This window comes from Pantoea sp. AG702, from assembly GCF_003182295.1.
GTDB lineage: Bacteria > Pseudomonadota > Gammaproteobacteria > Enterobacterales > Enterobacteriaceae > Pantoea > Pantoea ananatis.
This window is the reverse complement of sequence record NZ_QGTU01000005.1, coordinates 81,506-106,256: the sequence shown is the minus strand read 5'-3', so window position 1 is coordinate 106,256 and position 24,751 is coordinate 81,506. Positions and strand designations below refer to the sequence as shown.

General features: G+C 50.8%; 22 protein-coding genes. 12 read left to right on the top strand and 10 right to left on the bottom strand.

From position 1 onward, the window contains the following. Window positions 1–308: 308 nt before the first annotated feature. The 3 genes from DFO57_RS15085 to DFO57_RS15075 form a co-directional block, all read right to left on the bottom strand. Window positions 309–1,559 (bottom strand): aromatic amino acid transporter, encoded by a 1,251-nt coding sequence (locus DFO57_RS15085; RefSeq protein WP_014598168.1) that lies wholly within the window; start codon window positions 1,557–1,559, stop codon window positions 309–311. Window positions 1,560–1,714: 155 nt separating this feature from the next. Beyond that, window positions 1,715–3,085 (bottom strand): tyrosine phenol-lyase, encoded by a 1,371-nt coding sequence (locus tag DFO57_RS15080; protein WP_022622990.1) that lies wholly within the window; start codon window positions 3,083–3,085, stop codon window positions 1,715–1,717. A 743-nt stretch (window positions 3,086–3,828) separates the two neighbouring features. Beyond that, window positions 3,829–4,815: a D-threonate 4-phosphate dehydrogenase gene (locus DFO57_RS15075; protein ID WP_110015484.1), complete on the bottom strand. Its 987-nt coding sequence runs from the start codon at window positions 4,813–4,815 to the stop codon at window positions 3,829–3,831. Between the two features lie 465 nt (window positions 4,816–5,280). Between DFO57_RS15075 and DFO57_RS15070 the strand changes: the two genes are divergently transcribed. The 6 genes from DFO57_RS15070 to DFO57_RS15045 all read left to right on the top strand — a co-directional run bounded on the left by DFO57_RS15070 (window position 5,281) and on the right by DFO57_RS15045 (window position 11,144). Beyond that, the gene (locus tag DFO57_RS15070) at window positions 5,281–6,426 is read left to right on the top strand and encodes an iron-containing alcohol dehydrogenase (protein WP_013027815.1); all 1,146 of its coding nucleotides are present in this window, start codon (window positions 5,281–5,283) and stop codon (window positions 6,424–6,426) included. Window positions 6,427–6,445: 19 nt separating this feature from the next. Beyond that, on the top strand, window positions 6,446–7,330 hold the full coding sequence (locus DFO57_RS15065) for a dihydrodipicolinate synthase family protein (protein WP_072138393.1): 885 nt from the start codon (window positions 6,446–6,448) through the stop codon (window positions 7,328–7,330). A gap of 76 nt (window positions 7,331–7,406) precedes the next feature. Then, complete coding sequence (locus DFO57_RS15060) at window positions 7,407–8,828, top strand: sodium:solute symporter family protein (RefSeq protein ID WP_110015483.1); 1,422 nt, start codon at window positions 7,407–7,409, stop codon at window positions 8,826–8,828. Between the two features lies 1 nt (window position 8,829). Further along, window positions 8,830–9,987, top strand: coding sequence for an exo-alpha-sialidase (locus DFO57_RS15055; protein WP_014598171.1), 1,158 nt, complete (start codon window positions 8,830–8,832; stop codon window positions 9,985–9,987). A gap of 4 nt (window positions 9,988–9,991) precedes the next feature. Continuing rightward, window positions 9,992–10,462, top strand: a complete 471-nt coding sequence (locus tag DFO57_RS15050; protein WP_013027811.1) for a YhcH/YjgK/YiaL family protein — start codon at window positions 9,992–9,994, stop codon at window positions 10,460–10,462. Window position 10,463: 1 nt separating this feature from the next. Further along, window positions 10,464–11,144, top strand: a complete 681-nt coding sequence (locus tag DFO57_RS15045; protein ID WP_072139138.1) for an SDR family NAD(P)-dependent oxidoreductase — start codon at window positions 10,464–10,466, stop codon at window positions 11,142–11,144. A 185-nt stretch (window positions 11,145–11,329) separates the two neighbouring features. Here DFO57_RS15045 and DFO57_RS15040 read toward each other — a convergent pair whose 3' ends face one another. After that, entirely contained in the window at window positions 11,330–11,731 is a 402-nt protein-coding gene (locus DFO57_RS15040) for a cupin domain-containing protein (RefSeq protein ID WP_078829094.1), read from the bottom strand. Window positions 11,732–11,979: 248 nt separating this feature from the next. Between DFO57_RS15040 and DFO57_RS15035 the strand changes: the two genes are divergently transcribed. Then, on the top strand, window positions 11,980–12,777 hold the full coding sequence (locus DFO57_RS15035) for a MetQ/NlpA family ABC transporter substrate-binding protein (RefSeq protein ID WP_013027808.1): 798 nt from the start codon (window positions 11,980–11,982) through the stop codon (window positions 12,775–12,777). A gap of 56 nt (window positions 12,778–12,833) precedes the next feature. Here DFO57_RS15035 and DFO57_RS15030 read toward each other — a convergent pair whose 3' ends face one another. Then, window positions 12,834–13,541, bottom strand: a complete 708-nt coding sequence (locus DFO57_RS15030) for a phage antirepressor KilAC domain-containing protein (protein ID WP_014333068.1) — start codon at window positions 13,539–13,541, stop codon at window positions 12,834–12,836. Between the two features lie 435 nt (window positions 13,542–13,976). On the opposite strand from DFO57_RS15030, the gene DFO57_RS15025 reads away from it, so the two are divergent. Both DFO57_RS15025 and DFO57_RS15020 read left to right on the top strand, forming a co-directional pair. Continuing rightward, window positions 13,977–14,411 carry a 6,7-dimethyl-8-ribityllumazine synthase gene (locus DFO57_RS15025; RefSeq protein WP_014604597.1) on the top strand — a complete coding sequence of 145 codons (435 nt, stop codon included), beginning with the start codon at window positions 13,977–13,979 and terminating at the stop codon, window positions 14,409–14,411. 81 nt (window positions 14,412–14,492) lie between these two features. Further along, the gene (locus tag DFO57_RS15020) at window positions 14,493–14,966 is read left to right on the top strand and encodes a nuclear transport factor 2 family protein (RefSeq protein ID WP_014333065.1); all 474 of its coding nucleotides are present in this window, start codon (window positions 14,493–14,495) and stop codon (window positions 14,964–14,966) included. 225 nt (window positions 14,967–15,191) lie between these two features. Here DFO57_RS15020 and DFO57_RS15015 read toward each other — a convergent pair whose 3' ends face one another. The 4 genes from DFO57_RS15015 to budA all read right to left on the bottom strand — a co-directional run bounded on the left by DFO57_RS15015 (window position 15,192) and on the right by budA (window position 19,129). Next, window positions 15,192–15,629 (bottom strand): hypothetical protein, encoded by a 438-nt coding sequence (locus DFO57_RS15015; RefSeq protein ID WP_110015482.1) that lies wholly within the window; start codon window positions 15,627–15,629, stop codon window positions 15,192–15,194. A 223-nt stretch (window positions 15,630–15,852) separates the two neighbouring features. Further along, window positions 15,853–16,626: a (S)-acetoin forming diacetyl reductase gene (locus tag DFO57_RS15010; protein WP_028716045.1), complete on the bottom strand. Its 774-nt coding sequence runs from the start codon at window positions 16,624–16,626 to the stop codon at window positions 15,853–15,855. 24 nt (window positions 16,627–16,650) lie between these two features. Then, window positions 16,651–18,330, bottom strand: a complete 1,680-nt coding sequence (gene alsS / locus DFO57_RS15005; protein WP_014604595.1) for an acetolactate synthase AlsS — start codon at window positions 18,328–18,330, stop codon at window positions 16,651–16,653. Between the two features lie 16 nt (window positions 18,331–18,346). Further along, entirely contained in the window at window positions 18,347–19,129 is a 783-nt protein-coding gene (budA, locus tag DFO57_RS15000; protein ID WP_064374360.1) for an acetolactate decarboxylase, read from the bottom strand. Between the two features lie 104 nt (window positions 19,130–19,233). Here budA and DFO57_RS14995 point away from each other — a divergent pair, with 104 nt between their 5' ends. After that, window positions 19,234–20,127 carry a LysR family transcriptional regulator gene (locus tag DFO57_RS14995; protein WP_014333059.1) on the top strand — a complete coding sequence of 298 codons (894 nt, stop codon included), beginning with the start codon at window positions 19,234–19,236 and terminating at the stop codon, window positions 20,125–20,127. A gap of 530 nt (window positions 20,128–20,657) precedes the next feature. Beyond that, on the top strand, window positions 20,658–21,932 hold the full coding sequence (locus tag DFO57_RS14990) for a Glu/Leu/Phe/Val dehydrogenase (protein WP_013027799.1): 1,275 nt from the start codon (window positions 20,658–20,660) through the stop codon (window positions 21,930–21,932). Window positions 21,933–21,987: 55 nt separating this feature from the next. Here the strand turns inward: DFO57_RS14990 and DFO57_RS14985 are convergent, their stop codons facing one another. After that, complete coding sequence (locus DFO57_RS14985) at window positions 21,988–23,919, bottom strand: methyl-accepting chemotaxis protein (RefSeq protein WP_110015481.1); 1,932 nt, start codon at window positions 23,917–23,919, stop codon at window positions 21,988–21,990. A gap of 159 nt (window positions 23,920–24,078) precedes the next feature. Between DFO57_RS14985 and DFO57_RS14980 the strand changes: the two genes are divergently transcribed. Next, a complete protein-coding gene (locus DFO57_RS14980) occupies window positions 24,079–24,417 on the top strand; it encodes a cupin domain-containing protein (protein WP_019105854.1) in 339 nt (112 codons plus the stop codon). The last annotated feature ends 334 nt before the right edge of the window (window positions 24,418–24,751 follow it).

Below are 24,751 nucleotides of genomic sequence, written 5' to 3'. Positions count from 1 at the left end.
GAGATGCATGTTTGCCTTCAGGTAAGATTCCGCGCAACGCGACTGCAGCAACAGGGTATTACCCTTTAGCCTGCTGCCTGTCATCACACCTTGAATAACAGGTAGTTATACGCTTTGTCGATCGGGGCTCACTGAGCCCTGACACTGAGCTTCAGCCAGCTTGTCCGTGGGAGCATCGCGGCTGAAGCCTGAGAAGTGTGGAAGACGTGAGTCGCTCAGCCCCCGGCAAGGGACACTGGGCTAATCAGGCAGCACGAGAGCACAGGATGGTGATGGTGATAAGGTGCACACATCGCGCTCGCTTCACTTTAGCTAAACGAAGGCAGCAGCCGGAATACATCAAGTACCACCGTCAGGTATACGAATCCCCCCACCACGATAACCAGATTAAGGATCATGTTATTACAGGGTGCGGTATAGACTGCAGTGGGAAAACGCTTGCGGGCCGCTTTCACAAGAAAAGGCGGCAGAATAACGCTCCAGATCGTAAAGGCCAGACCGGCATAGCCAATTGCATAGACAAAGCCACCGGGCAGGATGAAACAAACGACAGCGGGTGGCAAATACGTTACCAGGGCCGTCTTAAACCGGCCAGAACGGTCGTCTGAAAAATGAAACAGATCGGCAATATAATCGAAAAGCCCCAGCGTCGCGGCTAGCAATGAACTGGCTACCGCAAAATTACCAAAGAAAGTGAGGATCAGATCCATAGACGTGCTGGTAAATAAGCCCCCTATTGCCTCGACAAATACATCAATATTCCCCCCTTTGGCGATAATGGGCGAAAAATCGGCGCGGCTGATATTGCCCATGGTGACGACCAACCAGAATATGTAAAGCAGCAGAGCGAAAGCCGTGCCAATAAAAATCGACCGGGTGATATTCTTAACCCCCTGAGTGCCATACAGCTTCACCAGACTGGGCACGTTGCCGTGGAAACCGTAAGAGATGATGCAGAAAGGTAGCGTCATTAAAATATAAGGCAGATATTGCGTGTCAGGCAGCGCCCAGGCGGCACTGTCAATAAGTTTAGCGCCTTCGACATGCCATATCAGGCCAGAGAAGGTAGCAAAAAAGGCAACAAACTTCCCGATAATTAACACCGTTGTAATACGACCAACCAAAAGTGAGCTGTACCATGCGATGCCACCGACCAACACGCTTACGATGATCACAGATAAGCGGGCTGGAAGATAAAATCCGCTGTATTTTTCTACCGTCTGAGAGATGACAGCAGAAGAGCCAGAAATATAAGCATAAGTTAAAATATACAAGACAAAGCCAAATGCGATACCCACCACAACATTCCATTTATGACCTAATAAATCCTGTGTGAAGGTGTTAAAACTCGCACCACCGCCATAATGGAGATTGACTTCAACCAGCATCAGTCCGGTTAACAGCATCATTATGGCAATGAGCGTTAAAATAATTGATGCGCCTGGAAACCATATGCCAGCCATAGCAATCGGCAGTGAGAACATACCGCCACCTATGACGGTGGCAATGATAAGCATCGTTCCACTCATTAAACCGGGTGTTGTTTTCTTAATAACCATGAGAAATTCTCCTGTTGACTCTTTATTATCATTTTGGCGTCATTCTGAATCCGCTGGATAATAACGGTTCGACTGCAGACCTGCCATGGCGGCAGGTCTGAAATAAAGGAAGGGTGATAGGAGAGAAACAGGGCCCCAGCGGGGCCAGGGTCGTATTAAATAAAGTCAAAACGCGCAGTAAAGAAGCGAAGTTGTTTAGGTTCATAAACAAACGTCAGACCACGAATATCTTCTTTATGCTGGTACAGTTTAATGATGCCATCGGCAACAACATCCATGTGCGCGTAAGTGTAAACACGGCGTGGAATAGTGAGACGTACCGTCTCCAGTTTGGGGCGATGGTTCTCCCCCGTTTCCTTGCTACGACCGGCAGAAACAATTCCACGTTCCATACTTCGCACGCCGGTTTCCATATAGATGCTGGCTGCCAGGCTCTGCGCAGGGAACTGATCCTGCGTCAGGTGTGGACAGAAACGACGAGCATCAAGAAATACCGCATGTCCGCCCGTCGGTTCAACAATGGGTACGCCGGCTTCACGGAGTTTATCGCCCAGATAGCGCACCTGTTTGACCCGGTGTTCAATATATTCATACTGCATGGCTTCACGTAGCCCAATAGCCATTGCTTCCATATCCCGACCGGCCAGCCCGCCGTATGACGGCATACCTTCATAAACGACAACCAACTCTTTTGCCGCTGAGAACATCTCCTCATCGTTCATACACAAGAAGCCGCCGATATTCACCAGACAATCTTTTTTACCGCTCATGGTGCACCCATCGGCATAGCTGAACATTTCATGCACGATATCTTTGATACTGACGTTCTCGTAGCCCGCCTCCTGCTCTTTGATAAAATAGGCATTTTCAACGCAACGGGTAGCATCGTAATAGATCTTAATGCCATACGTGCTGGCCATTTCATGTACGGCACGCATATTCGCCATTGAAACGGGCTGCCCACCCGCCAGATTCACGGTGACCGCAAGGCAGATATAGGCGATGTTCTCGGCGCCTTTTTCTTTAATGAGCGTCGCTAATTTATTCAGGTCAATATTACCTTTAAAGGGGAGATTCAGGCTGGCGTCATGTGCTTCATCGCGGACAATATCCACAAAGGTTGCGCCATTTTTTTCCTGATGGAAGCGGGTTGTTGTAAAGTACATATTTCCTGCGACATATTGACCGGGCTTAATGGCCAGCTGCGAGAGCAGGTTTTCCGCCCCGCGTCCCTGGTGGGTTGGAACGATGTGTTTGAAACCAAACAACTCTTTCACCGTTTTTTCGAGATGGTAGAAGTTTTCACTGCCTGCGTAGGCTTCATCACCAATCATCATCCCTGCCCACTGCTTGTCACTCATGGCATTTGTACCGCTGTCTGTCAGCAGATCGATGTAGATATCCTTTGAATTCAGTAAAAACGTGTTATAGCCCGCTTCTTGCATTTTTTTAACACGCTCATCGCGTGAGATCATTGATACGGTTTCAACACTTTTAATGCGGAAAGGCTCGGCAGGATAGTTCATGTTTATTTCTCCAGTTATCCATTTTCATACGCAGAAAAATGCGCGTCGAATAAGTCTGGTGCATAGATGAAATGCACAGGAAGATATAACAATAACCTCAGAATTGAGGTGGAAATAATACGACACCATCATGCGGGATTTATCATGCGATGAAAATAGCCGCGTCACTATGCGCGCCTTTCTGACAATGTATAAAACGTAAAAATGATTAAACATCAAAAAAGATCGGCCATGTATGCTGAATATTCATAGCGTTAGCGTAACGGCCGTCGGTCATACAGAAACAGAAAAGTCGGTTAAGGTTGATAACAATGAAAACTTATCTTTCCATTTTCTTTATAGGTAATAAATGTGACATTTTTAACCAGATAATATGAGGCAGCGATCACCTAAAAAATGAATAATCACACCGGTTGCTTAAAATCCGTAAACTTCAATGTACATCTCCGAGTTATTAACTGAGCGGCGAATGTTAATGACGTTGACATAAGAAAGTCGCTACAGCACTGAGACAATCCATTCATATTATCCCACTGAGGCAGGTCGCTGCCGATCAAAACTTAAATAAAGAGAACTTATGTAATAGAGCATGACTATCTGCTCGTAGTCATTTGCAAGCGAAGTGGAGGTAACGTGTTGAGGTGGATGGGTTGTGGACAGCGATGACGCTTCAGCCCGGTGAAGAAAAGGCGATGTCTTGCCATCGCCTGAGTGACCAGAAAGCATTAGCTTTCGATAAATTATTACTCCCGGGTAATCTTCATGGCCATATCAATTGATATCGCCATACTCTCCGGATTAGCCTTACCTGTCCAGGCGATGTTAAATGCCGTACCGTGATCGGCTGAAGTACGCAGGAAAGGCAATCCTGCCGTGATGTTCACCCCGTCGTAAAAGCCAAGCAGCTTAAGCGGAATATGCCCCTGATCGTGATACATGGCGACAACAATGTCGTACATGCCTTCGTTACACTGCATGAAAACGGTGTCCGGTGGACAGGGGCCGTACACATCCATGCCCTGCGCTTTCATCGCTTCGACAGCGGGCGTCAGAATATGGATCTCTTCATCGCCAAACAGACCATTTTCACCCGCATGTGGGTTTACTCCTGCCACCGCAATACGCGGTTGGGTGAAACCGACCCGGCGTAAAAAGGTATCGGCAATCCTCACCACCGTTTCCACCCGCGGCTGACTCAGCGTATCCAGAAACTTGCGCAGGGAAATATGTGTGGTGACATGAATGACTTTCAGTTTATCGGTGTAGAGCACCATCGAATAATCTTTGGTGTCCGTTAGCTTCGCGAGTAATTCGGTATGGCCCGGATAGTGATGCCCTGCCAGATGCAGCGCTTCTTTATTCAGCGGCGCAGTCGCAATCGCCTTTACCTCACCACGCAGCGCCATTTCTGTCGCGCGCTTGATGCAACGGTAGGCCACGTCACCGGCTTCTGGCTGAACCACACCACATTGCAACGCTTCGGGATGCGCCACCTTCTCATCAATAATATGAAGGATGCCGGGCGTGAACCGTGCCTCAGAAACCTGGTCGATCACCCGGAGTTCAACCTGAGGTGTGATGTTCATGGCCAGTATGCGGCGGAAAGTCTCAGCGCAGCCGATAACAACCGCGGGTGAACCATTCAATGCACCTTCGGCTAACGCTTTAATAATGATTTCAGGACCGATCCCGGCAGGATCTCCCATTGTTATAGCAACAGTATTCGTCACCTGTTTTCTCCTCAACGAAGCTCAATATTTCTGAAAGGGTGGTTTCATCTCCGAAAACACCGACTTTAATCAATACAGTCAGACTCCGGCCGCGACCGGGAAAGTATCTGTATGGCGCACAATCACCCGCCCGGCCCTCAATTCTGAATCCCGTCGCGCACGATGCCGTCGCAATCTCCGCACCTGAGTAATACCGCATTTGACGGTGCGCTGCGCATCACCAACGGAACACGCACCAGGCAGCAAATCGCGTGCTGCTCACTGACGGCTTCAGCTAAAGGCGCATTTACATACAGCGACCAGGTGTGCAAAGCACCCGCTCGATCATTTGATTATATTCAATCACAATCGATTATATGTGAGCAAGATCAATTTAATAAAGCGCCATTTTATTTATAAATTTAGTCGCTGAGTGATTGCGCTACAGCAGCATGATGAATTTCAGTCATAAATGGGGAGAAGAATGTGGCCATAATTAACAGCACGATATTAAGCGGTTCTCATGCGATAAACGCACTGGCACCCGTCGTGGCGGGCAGAAAACGACTGCTGGTTTTAACAGATAAAAACATTGTGAATTTGCCGGCAACAGCGCAGATCCTCACGCTACTGGGGCAGGATGCTCGTCAGGTAGAGCTCATTGACGATGTTCCGGCAGAGCCGACGCATACTGACGTTGAAACAGTGCTGACGCGCACGGCAGGTAAGGCCTATGATTTGGTCGTGGGTGTTGGTGGCGGAAGCGTGTTGGATGTGGCGAAGCTCCTCTCGGTTTTATGCCATGCGTCCCGTCCTTCGCTCAAGGCTCTGCTGGACGGTCAGAAAATTGAAGCACGCTTGCCATCGCTGCTCATTCCTTCTACTGCGGGCACAGGATCGGAATCGACCCCAAATGCCATTCTGGCCATTCCCGAGCAAAATACCAAAGTCGGTATTATTTCGCCTGTCATGCTGCCAGATTATGTTGCCCTGATACCTGAGCTGACAACCAGCATGCCCGCGCATATCGCCTCCTCAACGGGAATTGATGCGCTGTGCCATTTACTTGAGTGCTACACCGCGACGATTTCGAATCCTGTCGGTGACAATGTTGCACTCATGGGGTTGTATAAATTATTCCGTCATCTGGAAACCTCCGTTAATGAACCGCATAACCTGACAGCCAAGCTGGAAATGCTGTGGGCCTCTTATTATGGCGGTGCAGCCATTGCCCATGCCGGTACCCATCTTGTTCATGCCCTGTCCTATCCCTTAGGCGGTACCTGGCATCTGCCTCACGGTGTCGCTAACGCCATTCTGCTGGCGCCCTGCATGAAAGTAGTGCGGCCCTTTGCGGTGGAGAAATTTGCCAACGTCTGGGATCTGATCCCGGAAGCCGATACCACGCTGAGTCAGGAAGAGAAATCACATGCGCTGGTTGACTATCTGGCCAAATTAGTCAAACGCCTCAACCTGCCTGATAACCTGGAAGCCCTGGGTGTGCCATCCGATGATATCGATTCCCTCAGTGAAGCGGCTCTGAACGTGAAGCGATTGATGAACAATTCGCCTTGCGTAGTCAGCCATCAGGATGTGGCTGCAATTTACCGGACACTTTTCCCCAGGATTTAATTTAAAAAAGGAGTGGGTAATGCGTAAGAAAATTGAAGGTGTGTTAACAGCTATTGTTACCCCTTTTGATAAAGAAGGCGGACTTAACCTTGATGAACTTAAGCGTCAGGTTATTCGCCAACTTAATGCGGGCAACGGTATTTTCTGTGGCGGCACTAACGGTGAGTTTTTTGTCCTTAATGAGAAAGAGAAACTCACTGTTACTGAAACCTGTGTTAATGAAGTATCGGGGCGCGGAAACGTTGTGGCGCATATTGGTGAGATTTCCACCCGCGAAACCATTCGGCTGGGCAAACAAATCGAAAAACTGGGCGTGGACGCAGTTTCGGTGATTACGCCTTATTTTGTGCCGCTTAATCAGCGCGAACTCATTCATCATTACACGGTCATTGCGGATGCCCTTTCCGTTCCGGTGTTTTTGTATAACATTCCGGCCAGGACGGGTAATACGATCGAGCCACAAACGGCCCGCACACTTGCTGAACACCCGAATATTATTGGCGTGAAAGACAGCGCCGGAAGCTATGAAAGCCTGAAAGGTTATCTGGATGCCGTTAAGGACAGTAAAGACTTCGATGTTCTGAACGGTCCGGACTCACTGATTCACCAGGGCTATGTCGAGGGATGCTCAGCCTGTATTTCAGGCCTGGCTAACGTCGCGCCGCGTCAAATCAATGCTATCTGGTCTCGCTTCCATGCCGGAGATCGTGAAGGATCGCGGCTGGCGCAAGAGCAGGTCACGGGCTTACGCACAGACCTTTATAAAGTGGCATTTTCACCCGCAGCAGTTAAAAAAGCGTTGCAGATTTTAGGTTATAACGTGGGCGAAAGCCGTTATGCCGTTCACTTTGATACCGCACAGGAAGATGAAATCCGCAGAATCATCAACCTGTACCTGAAATGATAATAAGAAGTAATAAAACGTAAAGACAGGGAGTCGCTGTGCTCCCCGAATTTATCTTGTTATATCTGAGGCTATAATGAAAACTTTCAACGCTCAGGACACCCTGATAATTATTGGCATCGTGGTGGCTTATATTTTATTTACCACCTGGCTAACGTTTCGCTTACGCAGTAAAAACTCTGGCGATTTTATGGAAGGCTCACGCGCCATGCCCGCCTTTATTGTTGGTATTCTGCTGATGTCAGAATATATAGGGGCAAAGTCGACCATCGGCACCGCGCAGGCCGCTTTTGAAGGCGGTATTGCCGCGTCATGGTCTGTTATTGGTGCGGCAATCGGTTTTCCGTTATTTGGTATGATTCTGGTTAAACGTATTTATAACACCGGCAAAATTACCATTTCGGGCGCCATCGCTGAAAAATACGGTAGCAGTACCAAGAATATCATTTCACTGATTATGATTTATGCCCTGCTGCTGGTAAACGTGGGTAATTATGTGAGTGGTGCCGCAGCTATCGCGACGGTCTTACACGTTACCCTGCCCATTGCTGCGTTTATCACCGCTATCGTCAGTACCTTCTACTTTGCGTTTGGTGGTTTAAAGGGAATTGCCTGGGTCACCATGCTGCACAGCGCGCTGAAGTATTTTGGTATTCTGGCTATTTTGTGGTTTGCACTGTCGCAAACGGGCGGCTTCAAACCTATGATCGACGAAATGCCCGCCTATTACTGGACCTGGGATGGTAATATCGGCGTATCAACCATCGTTGCCTGGCTCATCGGTACTATTGGTTCGATTTTCTGCACACAGTTTGTTATTCAGGCTATCTCCTCAACTAAAGACGTGAAATCTGCACAGCGCTCCACGTGGATTGCTTTCCTGTTCTGTATGCCGATTGCACTGGCGATTGCGGTGATCGGTGTGGCCGCAAAGTACCTGCATCCAGAGATTAACAGCCTGTACGCCATGCCGGTGTTTTTGCAGGACATGAACCCCTGGCTGGCGGGTCTGGTAACGACCTCGCTGGTGGCCTCCATCTTTGTCAGCGTCAGTACCGTCGCTCTGGCGATCGCCTCACTGGTGGTGAAAGATTTCTATGTGCCTTATTTCAAACCGACGCCCGATCAGGAATTTAAAACAACGCGCTGGTTATCACTGTTGATTGGTTTCCTGCCGTTGATTTTTGTTCTGTTCGTGCCTGAAGTCTTAAAACTCTCTTTCTTTACACGTGCTATTCGTCTGTCTATTACCGTTGTTGCGGTGATTGCCTTCTACGCGCCGTTCTACAGAAGTACGCGTGGGGCAAATGCGGGCCTGGTGGGCGCCTGTGTGGTGACCTCCATCTGGTATCTGTTAGGCGATCCTTTTGGTATCAACAACATGTATATCGCGCTACTGACACCAGCATTGATTATGGCTATTGACCATATGATCCCAAGTAAAGCCCGGATCCAGGCCGCTGAAGAGGCAAAAAATGCAGCAAGCAAAGGAGAATAAAATGACCGTAACCGTAATTCGTGATGGCCATCTGAAGCCATGGGAAAAAGATGGCCGAGTAATGACGGCAATGTTGCCTTCGTCATGCCCGCAAAACCACGCCGCCAATATTTTGCCACTGCAGGACGGTTCCCTGCTCTGCGTCTGGTTTGGCGGAACACAGGAAGGGATTGCCGATATCTCCGTCTGGTGCTCTCGCTTGCCGGCAGGCGCTGACACCTGGAGCGAAGCCGTCAAACTGTCTGACGATCCCACGCGGTCTGAGCAAAACCCTGTGCTGTTTCTCGCGCCCAATAATGTTCTCTGGCTATTGTGGACGGCGCAGATCTCCGGCAATCAGGATACGGCGATTGTCCGATACCGCCAGTCCAGCGATCTTGGCCAAACCTGGGGCCCGATCGATACGCTGTTAGATAAGCCAGGCACCTTTATCCGTCAGCCCATTACCGTTCTGGATAACGGTAACTGGTTACTGCCCGTGTTCTACTGCCGTACCCAGCCAGGTGAAAAGTGGGTAGGTAATGATGATATCAGCGCGGTGAAAATTTCGTCTGATCAGGGCAAAAGCTGGCGAGATGTGGTCGTGCCAGACAGCCTGGGGTGTGTACACATGAATATCACCGCCTTGCAGGATGGTTCGCTGGTTGCCCTTTACCGCAGCCGCTGGGCGGATCATATCTATCTGAGCCGCTCCACCGATGGCGGAGAAACCTGGTCATCGCCCGAGGCCACTGTTTTACCTAACAACAACTCTTCTATTCAGGTGACGACGCTGCACAGCGGCGAGCTGGCGCTGGTATTTAACAATATGAGTGCGGCCGGGGCCACAGAACGTCGTGCCTCTCTATATGATGAGATCGATGACGGTGATGGCAGAAAAGAGCCGGAAACGACAGGCCGTACCGCATTCTGGGGGGCACCGCGCGCGCCCATGACCGTGGCTATTTCAGCGGATGGGGGCAAGACCTGGCCATGGCAGAAAAACCTCGATGAAGGCGATGGATACTGTATGACCAATAACTCTCAGGAAAAACGCAACCGTGAATTTTCCTATCCCAGCATCAAGCAGGATGCTGGGGGGACTTTGCATATCGCTTATACCTATTTTCGTCAGGCAATTAAATACGCGCGCGTCACGCCTGAGTGGGTGAAGGAGTAATCTGATGATTGTTGGAAACCTGAACAACCTGGCCCTGGCAGGATTACCTGAACCCTTACTGGCCCTGCTCCGTTTACCCTCATGCACGTTTGAGGCACTGGCAGCAAAAGATATCGGTAAATGGCAGCCAGAAAATGTTGCGTGGTTTTGTAATATTCAGCAGGCCACTACCGAAGATGCCGCGTTACGGCACACCGAATATCACCATCTTTGGGCGGATATTCAGGTGATGCTGGAAGGCGAAGAGATTATCAACGCCGGTACGCAGTCCGTCGCGAAGACGGATGATGAAGAGAAGAAACCCGATCTGTTCATTACCCGCCCCCGCGAATGGCCCGTGAGCATAACGCTACGCAAAGGGGACTTTGCGGTATTTCTGCCCGGTGAGCCTCATCAGGCGCTGTGCGCGGTCAACGAACCGATGACGGTCCGCAAAGCGGTGTTTAAAGTACCAAAATCTATGTTAGGAGACTGAGATGCGTCACGCTATCGTCACGGGATACAGTTCCGGTATCGGCCAGGCCATCACCCATCATCTGCTGAATAACGGCTGGAAAGTGACGGGACTTAGCAGAACCCAGGGAGAGATGGCCTCACCGAACCTTAACTGGGTTGCCGTGGATTTAACGGATGCGGAACAGCTTAAGTCGGTTATCAGCACACTCGGTACCCCGGATGCGTTGATACATGCAGCAGGGATGATGGTGGCCGCCCCGTTAGGCGAACTTGATAGCGCTGCCGGCGCGCGCCTGTGGTCGTTGCACGTTCAGGCGGCGGAAGTCCTGGTGAACCACTTTGTGCCGATGATGCAGCCTGGCAGTAGGATTGTCATTATAGGTAGCCGCACGTCGCGAGGTGCCGCCAACCGCTCGCAGTACGCTGCAACCAAAGCGGCGCTGGTTGGCATGGTTCGCTCGTGGGGAATGGAGCTGGCACCGCGTAACATCACTGTTAACGTTGTTGCGCCTGGTGCGACCGAAACCCCCATGCTCACCCGACCTGAACGTACGTCGTCGGCCCCTATGGTTCCGCCGATTGGCCGGCTCATTCAACCAGAAGAAGTCGCCTCGCTAGTGGGTTATCTACTCAGCGAACCCGCCGCAGCCATTACGGGCCAGGAACTGGTTATCTGCGGCGGCGCCTCGCTGAAAGCGTAATGAGAGTTGCATACAAACGTAAACCAGCCTTCACCGGCTGGTTTTTTTTGCGCCATGACCCTACACAGTATTCCAGATGCCAAATGCGCACCCTGAATCAGGTTTTCTGCCCCGTTCACGCGATCTGCAAAGGACTGGCTCCAGCGAGTGTTTAACCCGAAACTGTACCGGTAGGCATTCTCACGCTAGAACTCCTCAGGTTCGCCGGGAAGCGGGTCGGTCAGCTCCATCCCTTTCACCCCCGCATAGGTAATCACCAACTCGGCAGGCGTGTTCAGCGTAAAGCCGCGATGTGCGCTGTTCACCGTTTCATTTAACGCTTCGCCAGCCTGAAAGGTTTGCTGCTCACCCGTTTCTTTATCCTCAACTACAAGCGTACCTGACAGGATAAAACACGCATTCGGCATGGGATGCGTATGCCAGGGTAACGAAGAATGAGCCGGAATGGTCAGGCGCATCACGGTCAGTTCGGGTTCACCCTGCGGATAAGCGTCAATGTGTTGACCGTTCCATGCTTCACTACTTTTTAACACCTGTACGGCAACGATTTTTTTCTCTGATGATTTATCTGAATGATTCCCTGACATGGTTTCTCCTGACTCGCGTCGGCAATACTGAAATGAATAACGTGTTTAAACGTAGCCTATGATCGTGTTCGACGACGTCAATTACCCTGCCAGCGGTTAAAAACGCCAGGATAGGGCCTGATGACCATGCGGTGAATTTTTAGACAAATCATGCAGTAATGGTTATATCTTATATCGCCGCGTCAGTACGCAAGGCGGATAAATTGTATTAGGCTTTTGACATCTTTTACTGATGGGAATCGCTACTAATGAAAGGTTTATTTACGGCGCTAATCGCCAGTTCCGTATTACTGTTGTCCGCCTGCTCACCTGATAACGATCATAAAGTTAAAGTGGCGATCAACACCGGTCCCGACGAAGCTATCTGGCAGGAAGTTCAGAAAATTGCCAAAGACAAGTATCAGCTGGATGTTGAAGTGCTTAACTTCAACGATTACGTACTGCCAAACGAAGCGCTGAACAATAAAGAAGTTGATGCCAACGCCTTTCAGAGCCTCCCCTATTTGGAAGAACAGTCTAAAGAGCGTGGCTACAAATTTGCCGTTGTCGGTAAAACCTTTGTTTTCCCTATCGCTGCCTATTCTCACAAGATTAAAAACATCAGCGAACTCAAAGATGGCGATACTATTACCCTTTCTAATGAGGCCACAACGCTGGGCCGCAGTCTGTTGCTGTTGCAGGCTCAGGGCTTAATTAAGCTCAAAGACGGCGTGGGCTATTTGCCGACCTCGCTGGATATCATCGAAAACCCTAAGCATCTGAAGCTGGTTGAGGTGGATACGCCGCAGTTAACCCGTACTCTTGACGATCCAAATGTCACGCTTTCAATCATAAATACCAACTTCTCTGCCCAGGCTGGCCTGTCGGCGCGTCGCGATGGGTTGTTTATGGAAAGCGCCTCATCGCCTTACGTCAATGCGTTGGTATCACGTCAGGACAACAAAGACAGCGATAAAATCCAAAAGCTGAAGTCTGCGTTACAGTCTCCGGAAGTCGCGGCCAAAGCAGAAGAAGTTTACAAAGGTGATGCGATCAAAGGCTGGTAAAAGGCTGGCTGAAACAGGCCGCATCGTCAGCGGCCTGTTCCACGCTAGAAGTGAGGCTAAGCCGCCGCACCTTTGAGTTGAGCAGAGAGATGTCCGGCCCACAGGCTGGCAATCCATCTGACACCATTGGCGGTAAAGCGAGCCTGCGAGAAAGCATGCTGATTGTCCGCCGTACCTGAATGCAGTGTAAAGTAACCCGCCTGCAGATGGTAATGCTGGGGCCTTAAGGCTCCCTTGTCACGGAACATAATATTGCGCTCCAGCAGGAACTGGCGAAAATCTGGCTCTTTGGCTTTCAGCATTTTGCACAACTGACGGAAACCCAGAGACGTTTCAACGTTGACAAAGTGGTCAAAAAAAGCGGCTTTTGGTGCCGATTCGGCCAGTTGTTTCTCTGCTGCGCGTCGCTGTTCAAACTGTTCAGCCCAGGCACGAGCGGCTTCAGCAGGGTTCGTAAAATCTGGCAGATGAACACGCTCTTCAAGGGCCTGCCAGCGATCGAGCGCATCGGCCGTAAAACCCGGCGAAAGTCGGGCGACAGCCAGCAGAGAGTCGCGTTTATTCAGGCAGAACTCCTCACGCGTCTGGCCTTCGCGCTCATAGAGATTGACTGAAAGCGGCTGAGAAAGGCGCTGCGCCGTTTCAAGACTTTTAATTAAGCGTTTAACTTCGCCGTGCGTATTGCCGGTCATTTGGGCAATTTCACGGCTTGTCATCGTAATGGCATGATCCGTTGCTTTGAAGATTTCTGTCGATATCATCATGGGCTTTACCCCCTAATCATTCCAGACAACACCCAACGGGCAGTGGAATAATTATACAATTACCTGTTTAAATATCCAGTACTATTTTTAAGCTGATACATTAATGGAAAGCGTTACGCAAAAAGCGAGCATTGGCCAGACGGATAAAACACGACAGCGCTCTGGCGGATGATCCGCGCAAGATCGGTGCCGTCCGTAACGGTGGATGGCGGTAAAAGCGGATTAAAGATAAGCACGGATTATTGACATCAGTTTATAATGTCGGCCATAAGCAAGAGACGTCATCCGGCTCCGGCGCTCAGGTAGCCAGGTGATTCAAGAAGTGCTGAGCGAATTTACTGTGCTGCTCATCAGACAGCTTTATTTTTGATTCGGAAGAATGCGATCGTTTTGCGATTTCACGTGCACCGGATGTCACGTTTACTGGAGTAAGTTATGCAACCGTTAAGAGTCGCCTTTATCAAGGCAAACTGGCACAGCGACATTGTTTCTCAAACCCTGGCTGGCTTTAATCAGGAAATGGAAAACAGCGGCACGTCTTACGAAATTAAAACCTGGGACGTGCCTGGTGCCTTTGAAATGCCTTTACTGGCGCAGCGCCTGGCGCAAACAGGTCAGTTTGACGCCATTGTTTGTGCGGCCCTGGTCGTTGATGGCGGCATTTACCGCCACGACTTCGTGGCGCAGGCTGTGGTCAGTGGACTCATGCAGGCTCAGCTGGCTACCAATGTTCCCGTGTTTTCTGTTTCACTGACGCCGCATAATTTTCAGCCTGCCGACGAATTCGTGCGTTTTTATACCGAGCATTTTGTGAAAAAAGGTAAAGAAGCGGCACGCGCCGTTTGTCAGGTTCACGCCATTTCGCTCTAAAACCTGCCCGTTTATGAATGTCATCAGCCGGCACTCCAATGCTGAAGTGTCGCTGAGTCTGCCAGCGTTTCAGGAGACCTTATGGAATCACCACGTCAGCCTTTACCCCCGTTTAACGATGTACAGGATGCGATAAAGAAAGTGCGCCTGGCAGAGGATGCCTGGAACAGCCGGGATCCCGAACGTGTTTCTCTGGCCTATTCTCCCGACAGCGCATGGCGAAATCGCGATAGGTTTATTACGGGCCGGGCCGAAATTGTGGCGTTTTTACGAGACAAATGGCAAAGGGAAGCAGAGTACCGGTTGATCAAAGAGTTGTGGAGTTTTCATTCAAATCGTATCGCCGTGCGCTTTGCCTATGAGTGGCATGACAGCCAGGCAAACTGGTTCCGTTCCTACGGCAATGAGAACTGGGAATTTGATGAGAATGGCTACATGGTGAAACGCCATGCCAGCATTAACGACGTGGCCATTACCGACAGTCAGCGACTGTTTCACTGGCCTCAGGGCCGCCGACCGGACGATCATCCCTCTCTCAGTGAACTGGGGCTATAGGCATTCATTAACAGGCGCTATGGGTGATCAAAATTGCCATCGTGCCTCATGTGTCATCAAAAGCACAACGGCTGTCGTCAAGGCGAGATTAACGCCATAAAGCACTGAGGTCACGGGCACTACACGGCGGGTCGACGTCAGCAGAAAGATAACCTGCTGCCGTCGTAACGCTATCTGAACGATCGCCAGGCAGTGAAATTCACGACCTGACGTTAGCAGGACAGATTAGCCCTGTTCCTGCGTCTGTGCCGGCTGGGGTTCTCTCTGTTTAGGTTGTTCAACAAAGGTCGCCTTATTACGAGTCACGGTATAAGCCACTTTTTTAACGTCTTCAGGTGACGTTGTCACTTCAAGTGGATCAATAGTTACCCGCCCCAGGCCAAACAACGTGCGCACGTAACCGCCGACTTCATGTTTACCCGCGGGAACACGAAGGATTTTGCTTTCACCATTGGGCAGTTCGCCTGCATCTTTACCATCTACCGTCAGATAAATATGTGAACCGTCATCCGCACGCGTAATCACGTGTGAAACATCGATCTGGGTCTGTCCGGTCGTAAAATCATCCGCTGCCGCAGCGGGGGGATTGGCGGCGGGATGCCGGGCGCATCCGGCTAATGTTGTGGCGACCGCAAGTGCGGTAAAAAGATTACGATAACGCATTATAGCTGTCTTACTCCCTGGCAAATGAACGCATTATTTTAGCCGTTTCACTGAACGATGGAAGCCCGGAAACGCTCGGTATGCTCTTAAAATTGTCAGGAAATGAGGGAAAAAGTAAGCGGCGTTATTTTTTTACAGGACGTCATGCAGGATCTCAGCCTACCTCATGCGAGGTGACAGAATACCGGGCAGTCTGGCGCCGTAGCGCCAGACATTTTTCCGGTTAGCTAAACACCATGCCGCCGTCTACCAGTAACGACTGTCCGGTGATGTAATCAGAATCCGGGCCGGCAAGAAAGGCGACACAGGCTGCGACATCTGCGGGTTCTGATAACCGACCAAGCGTGATTCTTTTCGCAAACTCCTGAGTACCATAACCCACGGGTTTGCCTGCCGCTTCGGAAATCTGCCTGTCGATCTCCGCCCACATCGGTGTTTTAACAATACCAGGACAAAAGCCATTTACGGTGATCCCCGCCGGTGCCAGATCCCGTGCGGCAGTTTGTGTCAGGCCCCGAACAGCAAACTTGCTTGAGCTGTAAACTGCCAGCTCGGGATTGCCGACATGCCCGGCCTGAGAGCAGGCGTTAATAATTTTTCCGCCATGGCCTTCAGACGCGAACGCTTTTATCGCGGCCTGCATGCCCCAGATCACGCCTTTGACATTAACGTCGTAAACCTTGTTGATGACCTCTTCGGTGATTTCATCAATGGGCGTTGAGGGCGCGACACCTGCGTTATTCACAATGACGTTAAAATCACCCAATACGCTGCGCGCTTCTTCTACGGCATGAAATACCTGATCCCGTTTTGTTACATCCACCTTGATGGCCAACGCACGGCCGCCATCTTTCTTGATCTTTTCCGCAACCTGCGACGCGGTTTCAATATTATAATCAGCCACGGCCACGGCAAATCCGTCTTTTGCCAGACGTAAGGCTATCGCCTCACCAATGCCCTGACCCGCACCTGTCACAAGCGCAACCCGCATTTTCATCATCGTTTCCTTATTCCGTTGAAATTAAAGTAACTGGCTGAGGTGAAGCTGCCCCATCAGCAAGTGGTTATCGGCGTAATCCACTGGCACTGCCACAACAGCAGGCCCCTGAACATCCATCGCTTTGCGCAGCGTGGGTTCCAGTTCGGAGGCACTGTTCACCGCGAATCCCGCCGCACCGAATGCTTCCGCATAGGCTTTAAAATCAATGGGTCCAAAGTTCACGCCTGAAACACGCTGATATTTTTTCTCTTCCTGCATCGCCACCATGTTGTAAGCATTATCGACCCAGACAATGTGCAAAATGTTGGCGTTGAGCCTGACGGCGGTTTCCAGCTCCATGCTTGACTGCAGGAAGCCGCCATCTCCTGAAACCGAGACGACTTTACGCTGTGGATCGACCAGCCAGGCACCAATCGCCCAGGGCAAGGCCACGCCCATGGTTTGCTGCCCGTTAGAAATCATGATTTGGCGTGCGCGGAAGCTGTAGAGATAGCGGGCAATCCAGATATGGAAGCTGCCCATATCAACGGTGAGGCTGACGTCGCTGTTGATAATGTCCTGCATCGCACGCACGATGCGCAGCGGATGAAGAGCAAACTGATTCAGGCTCGCGCCCTGTAATGCAAGTAACTGCCGCTGCTGCTGACGGTCCTCAAGGATACTGGCAGCCTCCTTGCTGAGCTGTAACGGCTGGCTGACCTTTTGTGCCAGTTTACGCAGCGTGGCGGCGATGTTGCCGACCAGCTCCGCATCTGGCAAATAGCGGTTATCCGTTTCCGCTGGCACAACGTCAATGTGGATTAAGGTGGCATTCCCGCTGTTCCACATGGCAGGTTCATACTCAACCGGGCTGTAGCCGATGGTAATAATCAGGTCGGCCTGTTGCAGCAGCTTGTCGCCTGCCTGATTGTTGAAAAGTCCCACGCGACCGGCAAAACGGGAAAAGTGCTCCTGGCGAACGGCACCCGCAGCCTGATACGTGCTGGTTACCGGGATATGGCTGCGGTTTAACAGATCGTGAATGGCTTCGCTATTCTCAGGCTGGCTTGCCATCAGGCCCAGCAAAATCACGGGATTTTTTGCGTGGGCGATCTCACGGCTGACCGCATCAATCATCACATCCGGTGCCGCACCCAGCGTGATGCGGCCGTGATGGCTCAGCACCTTACCCGTGACCGGCTGATCAACGATATCCTGTGGCAGGCTGACAAACGCACCGCCGCCGCGACCGTGTTCAGCGTGACGAAACGCGTTTGATACACATTCCGCCAGTGCCGACGAGTCGGTGACTTCAACCGCATATTTTGTCACCGGGCGGAACATAGATACGGTATCAAGACTCTGGTGAACCTGCTTGGCGCTGTCGGAGCGTTTGACCGCGCCCCCAATAGCCACCACCGGGTCGCCCTCACTGGTTGCGGTAGCCATACCGGTCACCAGGTTTGAGCAGCCCGGGCCGGATGTGACCAGCGCCACGCCAGCGTTACCCGTCAGACGGCCTACTGCCGCGGCCATAAAGGCGGCATTCGCCTCATGCCGCACGGGAATCGTCTGAATGGATGAATCCAGTAGGGAATCAAATACCTTATCAATTTTTGCGCCAGGGATGCCAAACACATGGCTGACGCCTTGCGCTTCAAGTTGCGCGACAACCAGGTCTGCACCGCAGTGCCAGAGTGTCGTATCAGAGAGAGTTTTCATATTTCAGGCCTCGTGATTAGCTTTCGACAGAACGGATGGCATCATCCAGATTTTCCGGCGTCAGGTTGGCATTAAGAAAGTCGGCGTTTTCAGGTAAATCGATCACCAGCTTGCTGATGGCACCAAAAGTCAGCGTGCCCTGCTCCAGCACATAATCCAGGATATGCCCACCGCCGGTTCTGTCGTCTGTGATGAAATGTTCGTGATATCCCGCGACGTTGATACCCTGCATGTACTGCGGCGTGCGGAAGCCAATAAGCTCGCCATGGCGATGCGTGAATTCAAATATGGGCTGGTTTCCCAGAACTTCAGGCATCGATCGGTAAGGCCGGCACTGGCACGGAACGGTACGCGTCTGGACGGATGAAAAATGTCCGCTTACACGCAGTGCACAAAACTGGTTGTCGGAGGTGATTTCGCTGTCGATAAGCTGGTGCAGCGCATCGCGCTGAACCGCGCGTTCAAAAACGTGTTTATGCTGGGGTTGAAAAAAGGTCATTACCGCAAATGGCGTTTTCTGGTCAGGATCAGCAGGCCGGGCACTGCCATCGGCGCGCAGCTGATACACATTGCTGTCGAACGCAATGAGTTCACCATCCAGCTGATTGAAGGTTCCCAGACCAAAGTCACCTTTGCGCAGTAAGTCAGCAATCCTGGTTTCACCGTCATAAACACCACTCAGCAGCGCACTCATCAAAGAGGTTTGATACATAACACTTTCTGGCATTTTTTTTCGCAGCTTTTGAACGGTATCTTTTAGTTGATCCTCGCAGGAACAATCAGTTACAAAATTGCTCATCGGATGCCTCGTAGGTTAACTGTTAAGCCGTGTTAACATAATGGTGACCCTGTTTGCGGACAGAATCCAATAGCAAAACCTGTAAACTTTGAGACGTTTTTAATATGGAACTGCGCCATCTACGTTATTTCGTTGCTGTCGCTCAAACGCAGCACTTTACCCGAGCGGCCGAATTGCTTGGCATTTCGCAGCCGCCACTCAGTCAGCAAATTCAGCGACTGGAGCATGAAATCGGTACGCCGCTGTTAAAACGACTGACGCGCGGTGTGGAACTGACGGATGCAGGAAAAACATTTCTGGCGGATGCGATTGAAATCATTCAACTCGCCGATCATGCGCTGGAAAAGGCGAAAGGCGTTGCCCGGGGGATCTCTGGCAAAATGTCGCTAGGCTTTGCCAGTTCGGTAGCATTTGATCCCAACGTCTTTGAGATTATTCGGCGATTTAAAGATCGCTATCCCGCCCTGGAGCTGATGACGCGGGAAGAGAACATGTCATTGCTTATTCAGGATCTCCAGGAGGGATTGCTGGACGCGGCATTTCTTCGTCTTCCCTGCGAAAGCAGTAAATCGTTTAATTTGCGCGTCATTTCTACCGAACGGATGCTGCTGGCTTTGCCTGCTGCGCATCCTCTGCAACAAAAACCCAGCATCGCGCTGAGCGAACTGGTGCAGGAAACCTTAATTATTTTTCCGCGAGACGTTTCACCCAGCCTGTATGAGCTTATTGTCAGTGCCTGTTTGCGCGCGGGTTTCTCCTCATCGTCTTTTCAGCAGGCTCCGCAAATCAGTTCTTCTTTAGGTATGGTCGGCGCAGGTTGCGGTATAGCCCTTATACCGGAATCGATGGTTTGCGTGCAGAATCCGCAGATTTGCTTCCGGGAAATCGCCAACAATACGCTTTTTACCGATGTGGCTTTTGCCTGGCGGCGGAATAATGCGTCTAAAGCGGTTAACCATCTGTTGTCGCTGATTTCAGAAGGTCAGAGCGTAAACTGATGCACTACTGTTCGCAGCCTTTTTCATCCGCTCACGGCCGTCTTCCTTATTCAGGTTAAAAATTTGGCGGTTGAGTTCCATCCCGTTTTAATAAACGCATGTTGCTGGCACGTCTTATTTTCTGCTCTGCCGTCGGTGATAAAAGCGTGAGATATTGTCCGTTAGCCTCTTCGCATAAGTGAAAGTAACCTTCGCATTACTTATATTTATGCACCCTGGCGGTGCAACAAAGTCAATATCCTTTGAAACAATTCATTAACTTTTTGACCCCCTTCAAAGAACTGATAAATCATAAAATTTTTGGTTTATGCACTAACAATGCCTTATTTATGCACGAAACAGCCGCATCAGGGGCAGATAAGTCGAAATATTATTCACTCTTATTCACCGTTAATCGAAATAGCATGGGGATAATGACCGCCTGGTCGACATCATATTTTCTCTGGTAATGATAAATTATGTCGGCGCGCTTAAGCGCGCGTCATTCCACGGCTCAACACAATAAATAACTTCGATAAGAAAGGTTTTGTATGGATAAGTTATCTTACGCGTCTGACAGTAGTACTTCAGCCTGGTCCACCTACCTACAACAAATCGATCGCGTTGCGCCTTACCTGGGCGACCTTACGCGCTGGATTGATACTTTACGTCATCCTAAGCGTGCATTAATTGTTGATATTCCTCTGCAAATGGATGACGGCTCCATTCGTCATTTTGAGGGTTATCGTGTTCAGCACAACCTTTCACGCGGTCCGGGTAAAGGCGGGATTCGCTATCATCCCGATGTCGATTTAAATGAGGTCATGGCCCTTTCAGCCTGGATGACCATCAAGTGTGCCGCTGTCAATCTGCCCTACGGCGGGGCAAAAGGTGGGATTCGGGTCGATCCTTTTAAACTGTCTGAAGGCGAACTCGAACGTCTGACGCGCCGCTATACCAGCGAGATCGGTATCATCATTGGACCGCAAAAAGATATCCCGGCCCCCGATGTCGGCACCAATGGCAAAGTGATGGCCTGGATGATGGATACCTACTCCATGAATCTGGGCACCACAGTGACTGGTGTGGTGACAGGTAAACCTATTCACCTTGGCGGCTCCCTCGGCCGTGAAAAAGCGACCGGCCGTGGTGTGTTCGTCACTGGCCGTGAGGTTGCTGGCCGAGCCGGCATCCAGATTGAAGGCGCACGTGTCGCTGTACAGGGATTTGGTAACGTAGGCAGTGAAGCCGCCCGATTGTTTAGTCAGGCGGGCGCGCGCGTTGTGGCGATTCAGGATCACACTGCAACGCTGTTCAACGCTGACGGCATGGATATGGATGCGTTGACACAATGGCAGACTGAAAACAAGCAGATCGCAGGCTTCCCTGGTGCACAAAACATCGAGAAAGAGCGTTTCTGGCATACGGAAATGGATATTCTGATCCCTGCCGCGCTGGAAGGACAAATCACGCGGGAGCGTGCTGAGATCCTGAGCTGTAAGCTGGTGCTCGAAGGCGCTAACGGTCCGACCTATCCGGATGCTGATGATGTTCTGGCAAACCGCGGTGTGATTGTTGTACCCGACGTGATTTGTAACGCCGGAGGTGTGACAGTCAGTTACTTCGAATGGGTGCAGGATATGGCCAGCTTCTTCTGGAGCGAAGACGAAATTAATAAACGCTCAGACAAGATCATGACGGAAGCCATGGTTCACGTATGGGAAAAAGCCAAAGAGAAAGCGTGCTCGTTGCGTACCGCAGCCTATATCGTGGCCTGCGAACGTATCCTGATGGCACGTAAAGATCGCGGTATCTATCCGGGTTAATGACTGAAAACACAACCCGCACCGTGCGGGTTGTGTTTTAGCGGTTTACCGCGCGTTAGCGGAACTGCTCCACCGTTTGCGCCAACTGCTGCGCCTGATCTTCCAGCGAGCTGGCGGCCGCCGACATTTGCTGCACCAGTGCGGCGTTTTGTTGTGTCGTACCGTCCATCTCGTTAACTGCGACAGTGACCTGACCGATACCGCGCGCCTGTTCATCAGAGGCAGAAACGATTTCATCAATGATGCTCTGCACTGACGATACGGCCTGCGTCATCTCATGCATCGTTTTGCCTGCTTCGTTAACCAGTTTCACGCCGCTTTGAACCCGAACGCTCGATTCTTCAATCAGGGCAGCGATATCTTTCACCGCGCCCGCACTTCGCTGCGCAAGATTACGCACCTCAGAGGCCACGACAGCAAAGCCTCGTCCCTGCTCGCCAGCGCGCGCCGCCTCAACCGCAGCGTTAAGGGCCAGAATATTCGTCTGGAAGGCGATGCTGTTGATCATCGTAGTAATGTCACCAATTTTCTTCGAGCTGTCATCAATCTGTGACATCGTCTGCACCACCTGCCCAACCAGCGCTTCGCCCCGGCTGGCGATTGAGGTGGCATTTTCGGTCAGATTCGTGGCCTGTTGAGCATTATCGGCATTCAGGCGAACCGTTGCGCTGATTTGCTCCATGCTGGCTGCAGTCTCCTCCAGCGCAGCCGCCTGCTGTTCGGTACGCGATGCCAGATCGAGGTTACCACTGGCAATCTCGCTAGCCCCTTCTCGCACCGACGCGCTGGCATTTTTGATTTGGCCCACAATAGATTGCAGCTGGCTTTGCATGGTATGCAGCGCATAAAACAGGCTGCTGTTGTCGCCCGGTGCAACGTGAAAGCGGTTACTGAGCTTACCTTCCGCAACCGCCAGCGCTATTCTGGCTGCCTCTGCAGGCTCGCCGCCGAGCGGACGCATGACTTTGCGATTGAACAAGAGCCCCAGCACCGCGCCGACTAACAGTATGCTTACCAGCATTAGTCCGATAGCCCAGTAAAGTTGGCGATTCGCCGCAGCCATCACCTGGCTGACCGGTGCGACAATCCCAACGTACCAGGGCTTATCGCTATTGCCTACCGTGACCGGATACCAGGTATACATGGCTTTTTCGCCCAGCACCGGGTCGTCATGTTCCACAATTTGCTGGGTGAAATTGTCTTTTTCCCCCTTCCACGCTTTGCCCGCCTCATCTTTATCTGGCGAGGAAACGACTTTGCCTGTGTTAGAGAGCAACAGGGCATAACCGGTGTCCTGCCAGGGTTTTATCTGGTTAACTTTCTTTTGTAGTGAGGCAAGGGAGATATCGGAAGTCACCACGCCGTAAAGTTTACCCTGATCGATAATGGGTGAGGCTACAGAGGTCAATAACGTTGGTATACCATTGTAGGCATAACTGTAGGGCTCAATCAGCGTATCTTTTCTTGTCTGCTGGGGAACCAGATAATAATCACCCTGACCCGGCGTTAAAAAGGACAGTAACGGATGCATGGCGTAATTACCGGCCTGATCGCGGTCAACAAACCAGGCATAACGGCCCTGTGGCGGCTGTCCGCTCTGACCTGCAAATTCAGCATCACGACCATCAAACGCGTTGGGTTCAAAAATCACAGACATCGAGAGATAATCAGGATTGGCTCTGAGGGAATATTCCATGATTCTGTCAGCGACTTTACGATCGTTAATGCCCGCTTTGGGTAAAGCAATCAGACTTTGGCCTAAGCTGTGCGCCATATTAAGGGCATAACTCAGCTCTTGTTGAATTTGCAGCCCGCGACTTTGAGCGATCTGCTGCAGATAATGTTCAGCCAGCGTTTTTTGTTCTTTTGCCGACTGCCAGCTCAGAACACCAATCGTCACGGTAAACCCAAGCGTAATCGTCAGGCCGCCCGCAACAAGCATCTGCGTGCGGGTACTCATGGTTTTTTTACTGGGTTGAGTGGTCATATTGATTCCCCTGGAATACACCGGCTAGGTTGACCACCCTGTCAGATACAATCTTTCATGTCCCTGGAATAACTATCGGCGCGCCAGAATTTAACTTTAATAAGATGAATCAAAGCCAGAATCGGCTCACATTATCCGTTGCGGGCATAAAGAGGATTTATGATTTCGAAAGACAACGCAGAACATTATGTTTGGGGAAATAACTGTGATGGCTGGCATCTGCTGAAACGCCAGGATTTAAGCATTATTCATGAACATATGCCGCCTGCGACTGCTGAAACCCGACACTTTCACGTTCAGTCTCGCCAGTTCTTTTTCGTTTTAGAGGGAGAGCTGACGATGGAAATTGAGGGCATCGTGCATCTCCTGCAGGCGCAGCAAGGCATTGAAATTTCACCGGGTGCGAAACATCAGGCACGTAACGACGGAAATGACAGTGTCACTTTTTTAGTTATTTCCCATCCGACGACCCGAGGCGATCGGACCGATCTGACCTGAACATGGCCATAATAATATGCAGGAATCCGTTACTGATCTGAATAGTATTGATATGAAACAATACATAGACGGGGATTCAATGGCAGTCTGTGCCCTCTTCTAACCAGGCATAACTGAACCGGGAACCCATTCATGCTAAACAAATCAGGCTGGTTTCATGGTTATGTACTTTGCATGACGTGCATGGCCAGATACCTTCATCACTATGCTTTTGCCGTAACGCATTTGATTCGCTGAGAAGGATCAAAAGACCCACCGCTGAGTCGGTCATTGACGGATAAAAGACAGGAAACGAGAGTGGTTATGCTGGAAGCAGGCTTCCAGCATAACCCGG

Excerpts from the sequence above, each read along its gene's own strand:
- DFO57_RS14980 (WP_019105854.1), top strand. The coding sequence starts at position 24,079 with ATGATTTCGAAAGACAACGCAGAACATTATGTTTGGGGAAATAACTGT.
- DFO57_RS14995 (WP_014333059.1), top strand. The coding sequence starts at position 19,234 with ATGGAACTGCGCCATCTACGTTATTTCGTTGCTGTCGCTCAAACGCAG.
- DFO57_RS15080 (WP_022622990.1), bottom strand. The coding sequence starts at position 3,085 with ATGAACTATCCTGCCGAGCCTTTCCGCATTAAAAGTGTTGAAACCGTA.
- DFO57_RS15060 (WP_110015483.1), top strand. The coding sequence starts at position 7,407 with ATGAAAACTTTCAACGCTCAGGACACCCTGATAATTATTGGCATCGTG.
- DFO57_RS15085 (WP_014598168.1), bottom strand. The coding sequence starts at position 1,559 with ATGGTTATTAAGAAAACAACACCCGGTTTAATGAGTGGAACGATGCTT.
- DFO57_RS15050 (WP_013027811.1), top strand. The coding sequence starts at position 9,992 with ATGATTGTTGGAAACCTGAACAACCTGGCCCTGGCAGGATTACCTGAA.
- DFO57_RS14990 (WP_013027799.1), top strand. The coding sequence starts at position 20,658 with ATGGATAAGTTATCTTACGCGTCTGACAGTAGTACTTCAGCCTGGTCC.
- alsS (WP_014604595.1), bottom strand. The coding sequence starts at position 18,330 with ATGAAAACTCTCTCTGATACGACACTCTGGCACTGCGGTGCAGACCTG.
- DFO57_RS15020 (WP_014333065.1), top strand. The coding sequence starts at position 14,493 with ATGGAATCACCACGTCAGCCTTTACCCCCGTTTAACGATGTACAGGAT.
- budA (WP_064374360.1), bottom strand. The coding sequence starts at position 19,129 with ATGAGCAATTTTGTAACTGATTGTTCCTGCGAGGATCAACTAAAAGAT.
- DFO57_RS15045 (WP_072139138.1), top strand. The coding sequence starts at position 10,464 with ATGCGTCACGCTATCGTCACGGGATACAGTTCCGGTATCGGCCAGGCC.
- DFO57_RS15010 (WP_028716045.1), bottom strand. The coding sequence starts at position 16,626 with ATGAAAATGCGGGTTGCGCTTGTGACAGGTGCGGGTCAGGGCATTGGT.
- DFO57_RS15040 (WP_078829094.1), bottom strand. The coding sequence starts at position 11,731 with ATGTCAGGGAATCATTCAGATAAATCATCAGAGAAAAAAATCGTTGCC.
- DFO57_RS15035 (WP_013027808.1), top strand. The coding sequence starts at position 11,980 with ATGAAAGGTTTATTTACGGCGCTAATCGCCAGTTCCGTATTACTGTTG.
- DFO57_RS14985 (WP_110015481.1), bottom strand. The coding sequence starts at position 23,919 with ATGACCACTCAACCCAGTAAAAAAACCATGAGTACCCGCACGCAGATG.
- DFO57_RS15030 (WP_014333068.1), bottom strand. The coding sequence starts at position 13,541 with ATGATGATATCGACAGAAATCTTCAAAGCAACGGATCATGCCATTACG.
- DFO57_RS15055 (WP_014598171.1), top strand. The coding sequence starts at position 8,830 with ATGACCGTAACCGTAATTCGTGATGGCCATCTGAAGCCATGGGAAAAA.
- DFO57_RS15065 (WP_072138393.1), top strand. The coding sequence starts at position 6,446 with ATGCGTAAGAAAATTGAAGGTGTGTTAACAGCTATTGTTACCCCTTTT.
- DFO57_RS15015 (WP_110015482.1), bottom strand. The coding sequence starts at position 15,629 with ATGCGTTATCGTAATCTTTTTACCGCACTTGCGGTCGCCACAACATTA.
- DFO57_RS15025 (WP_014604597.1), top strand. The coding sequence starts at position 13,977 with ATGCAACCGTTAAGAGTCGCCTTTATCAAGGCAAACTGGCACAGCGAC.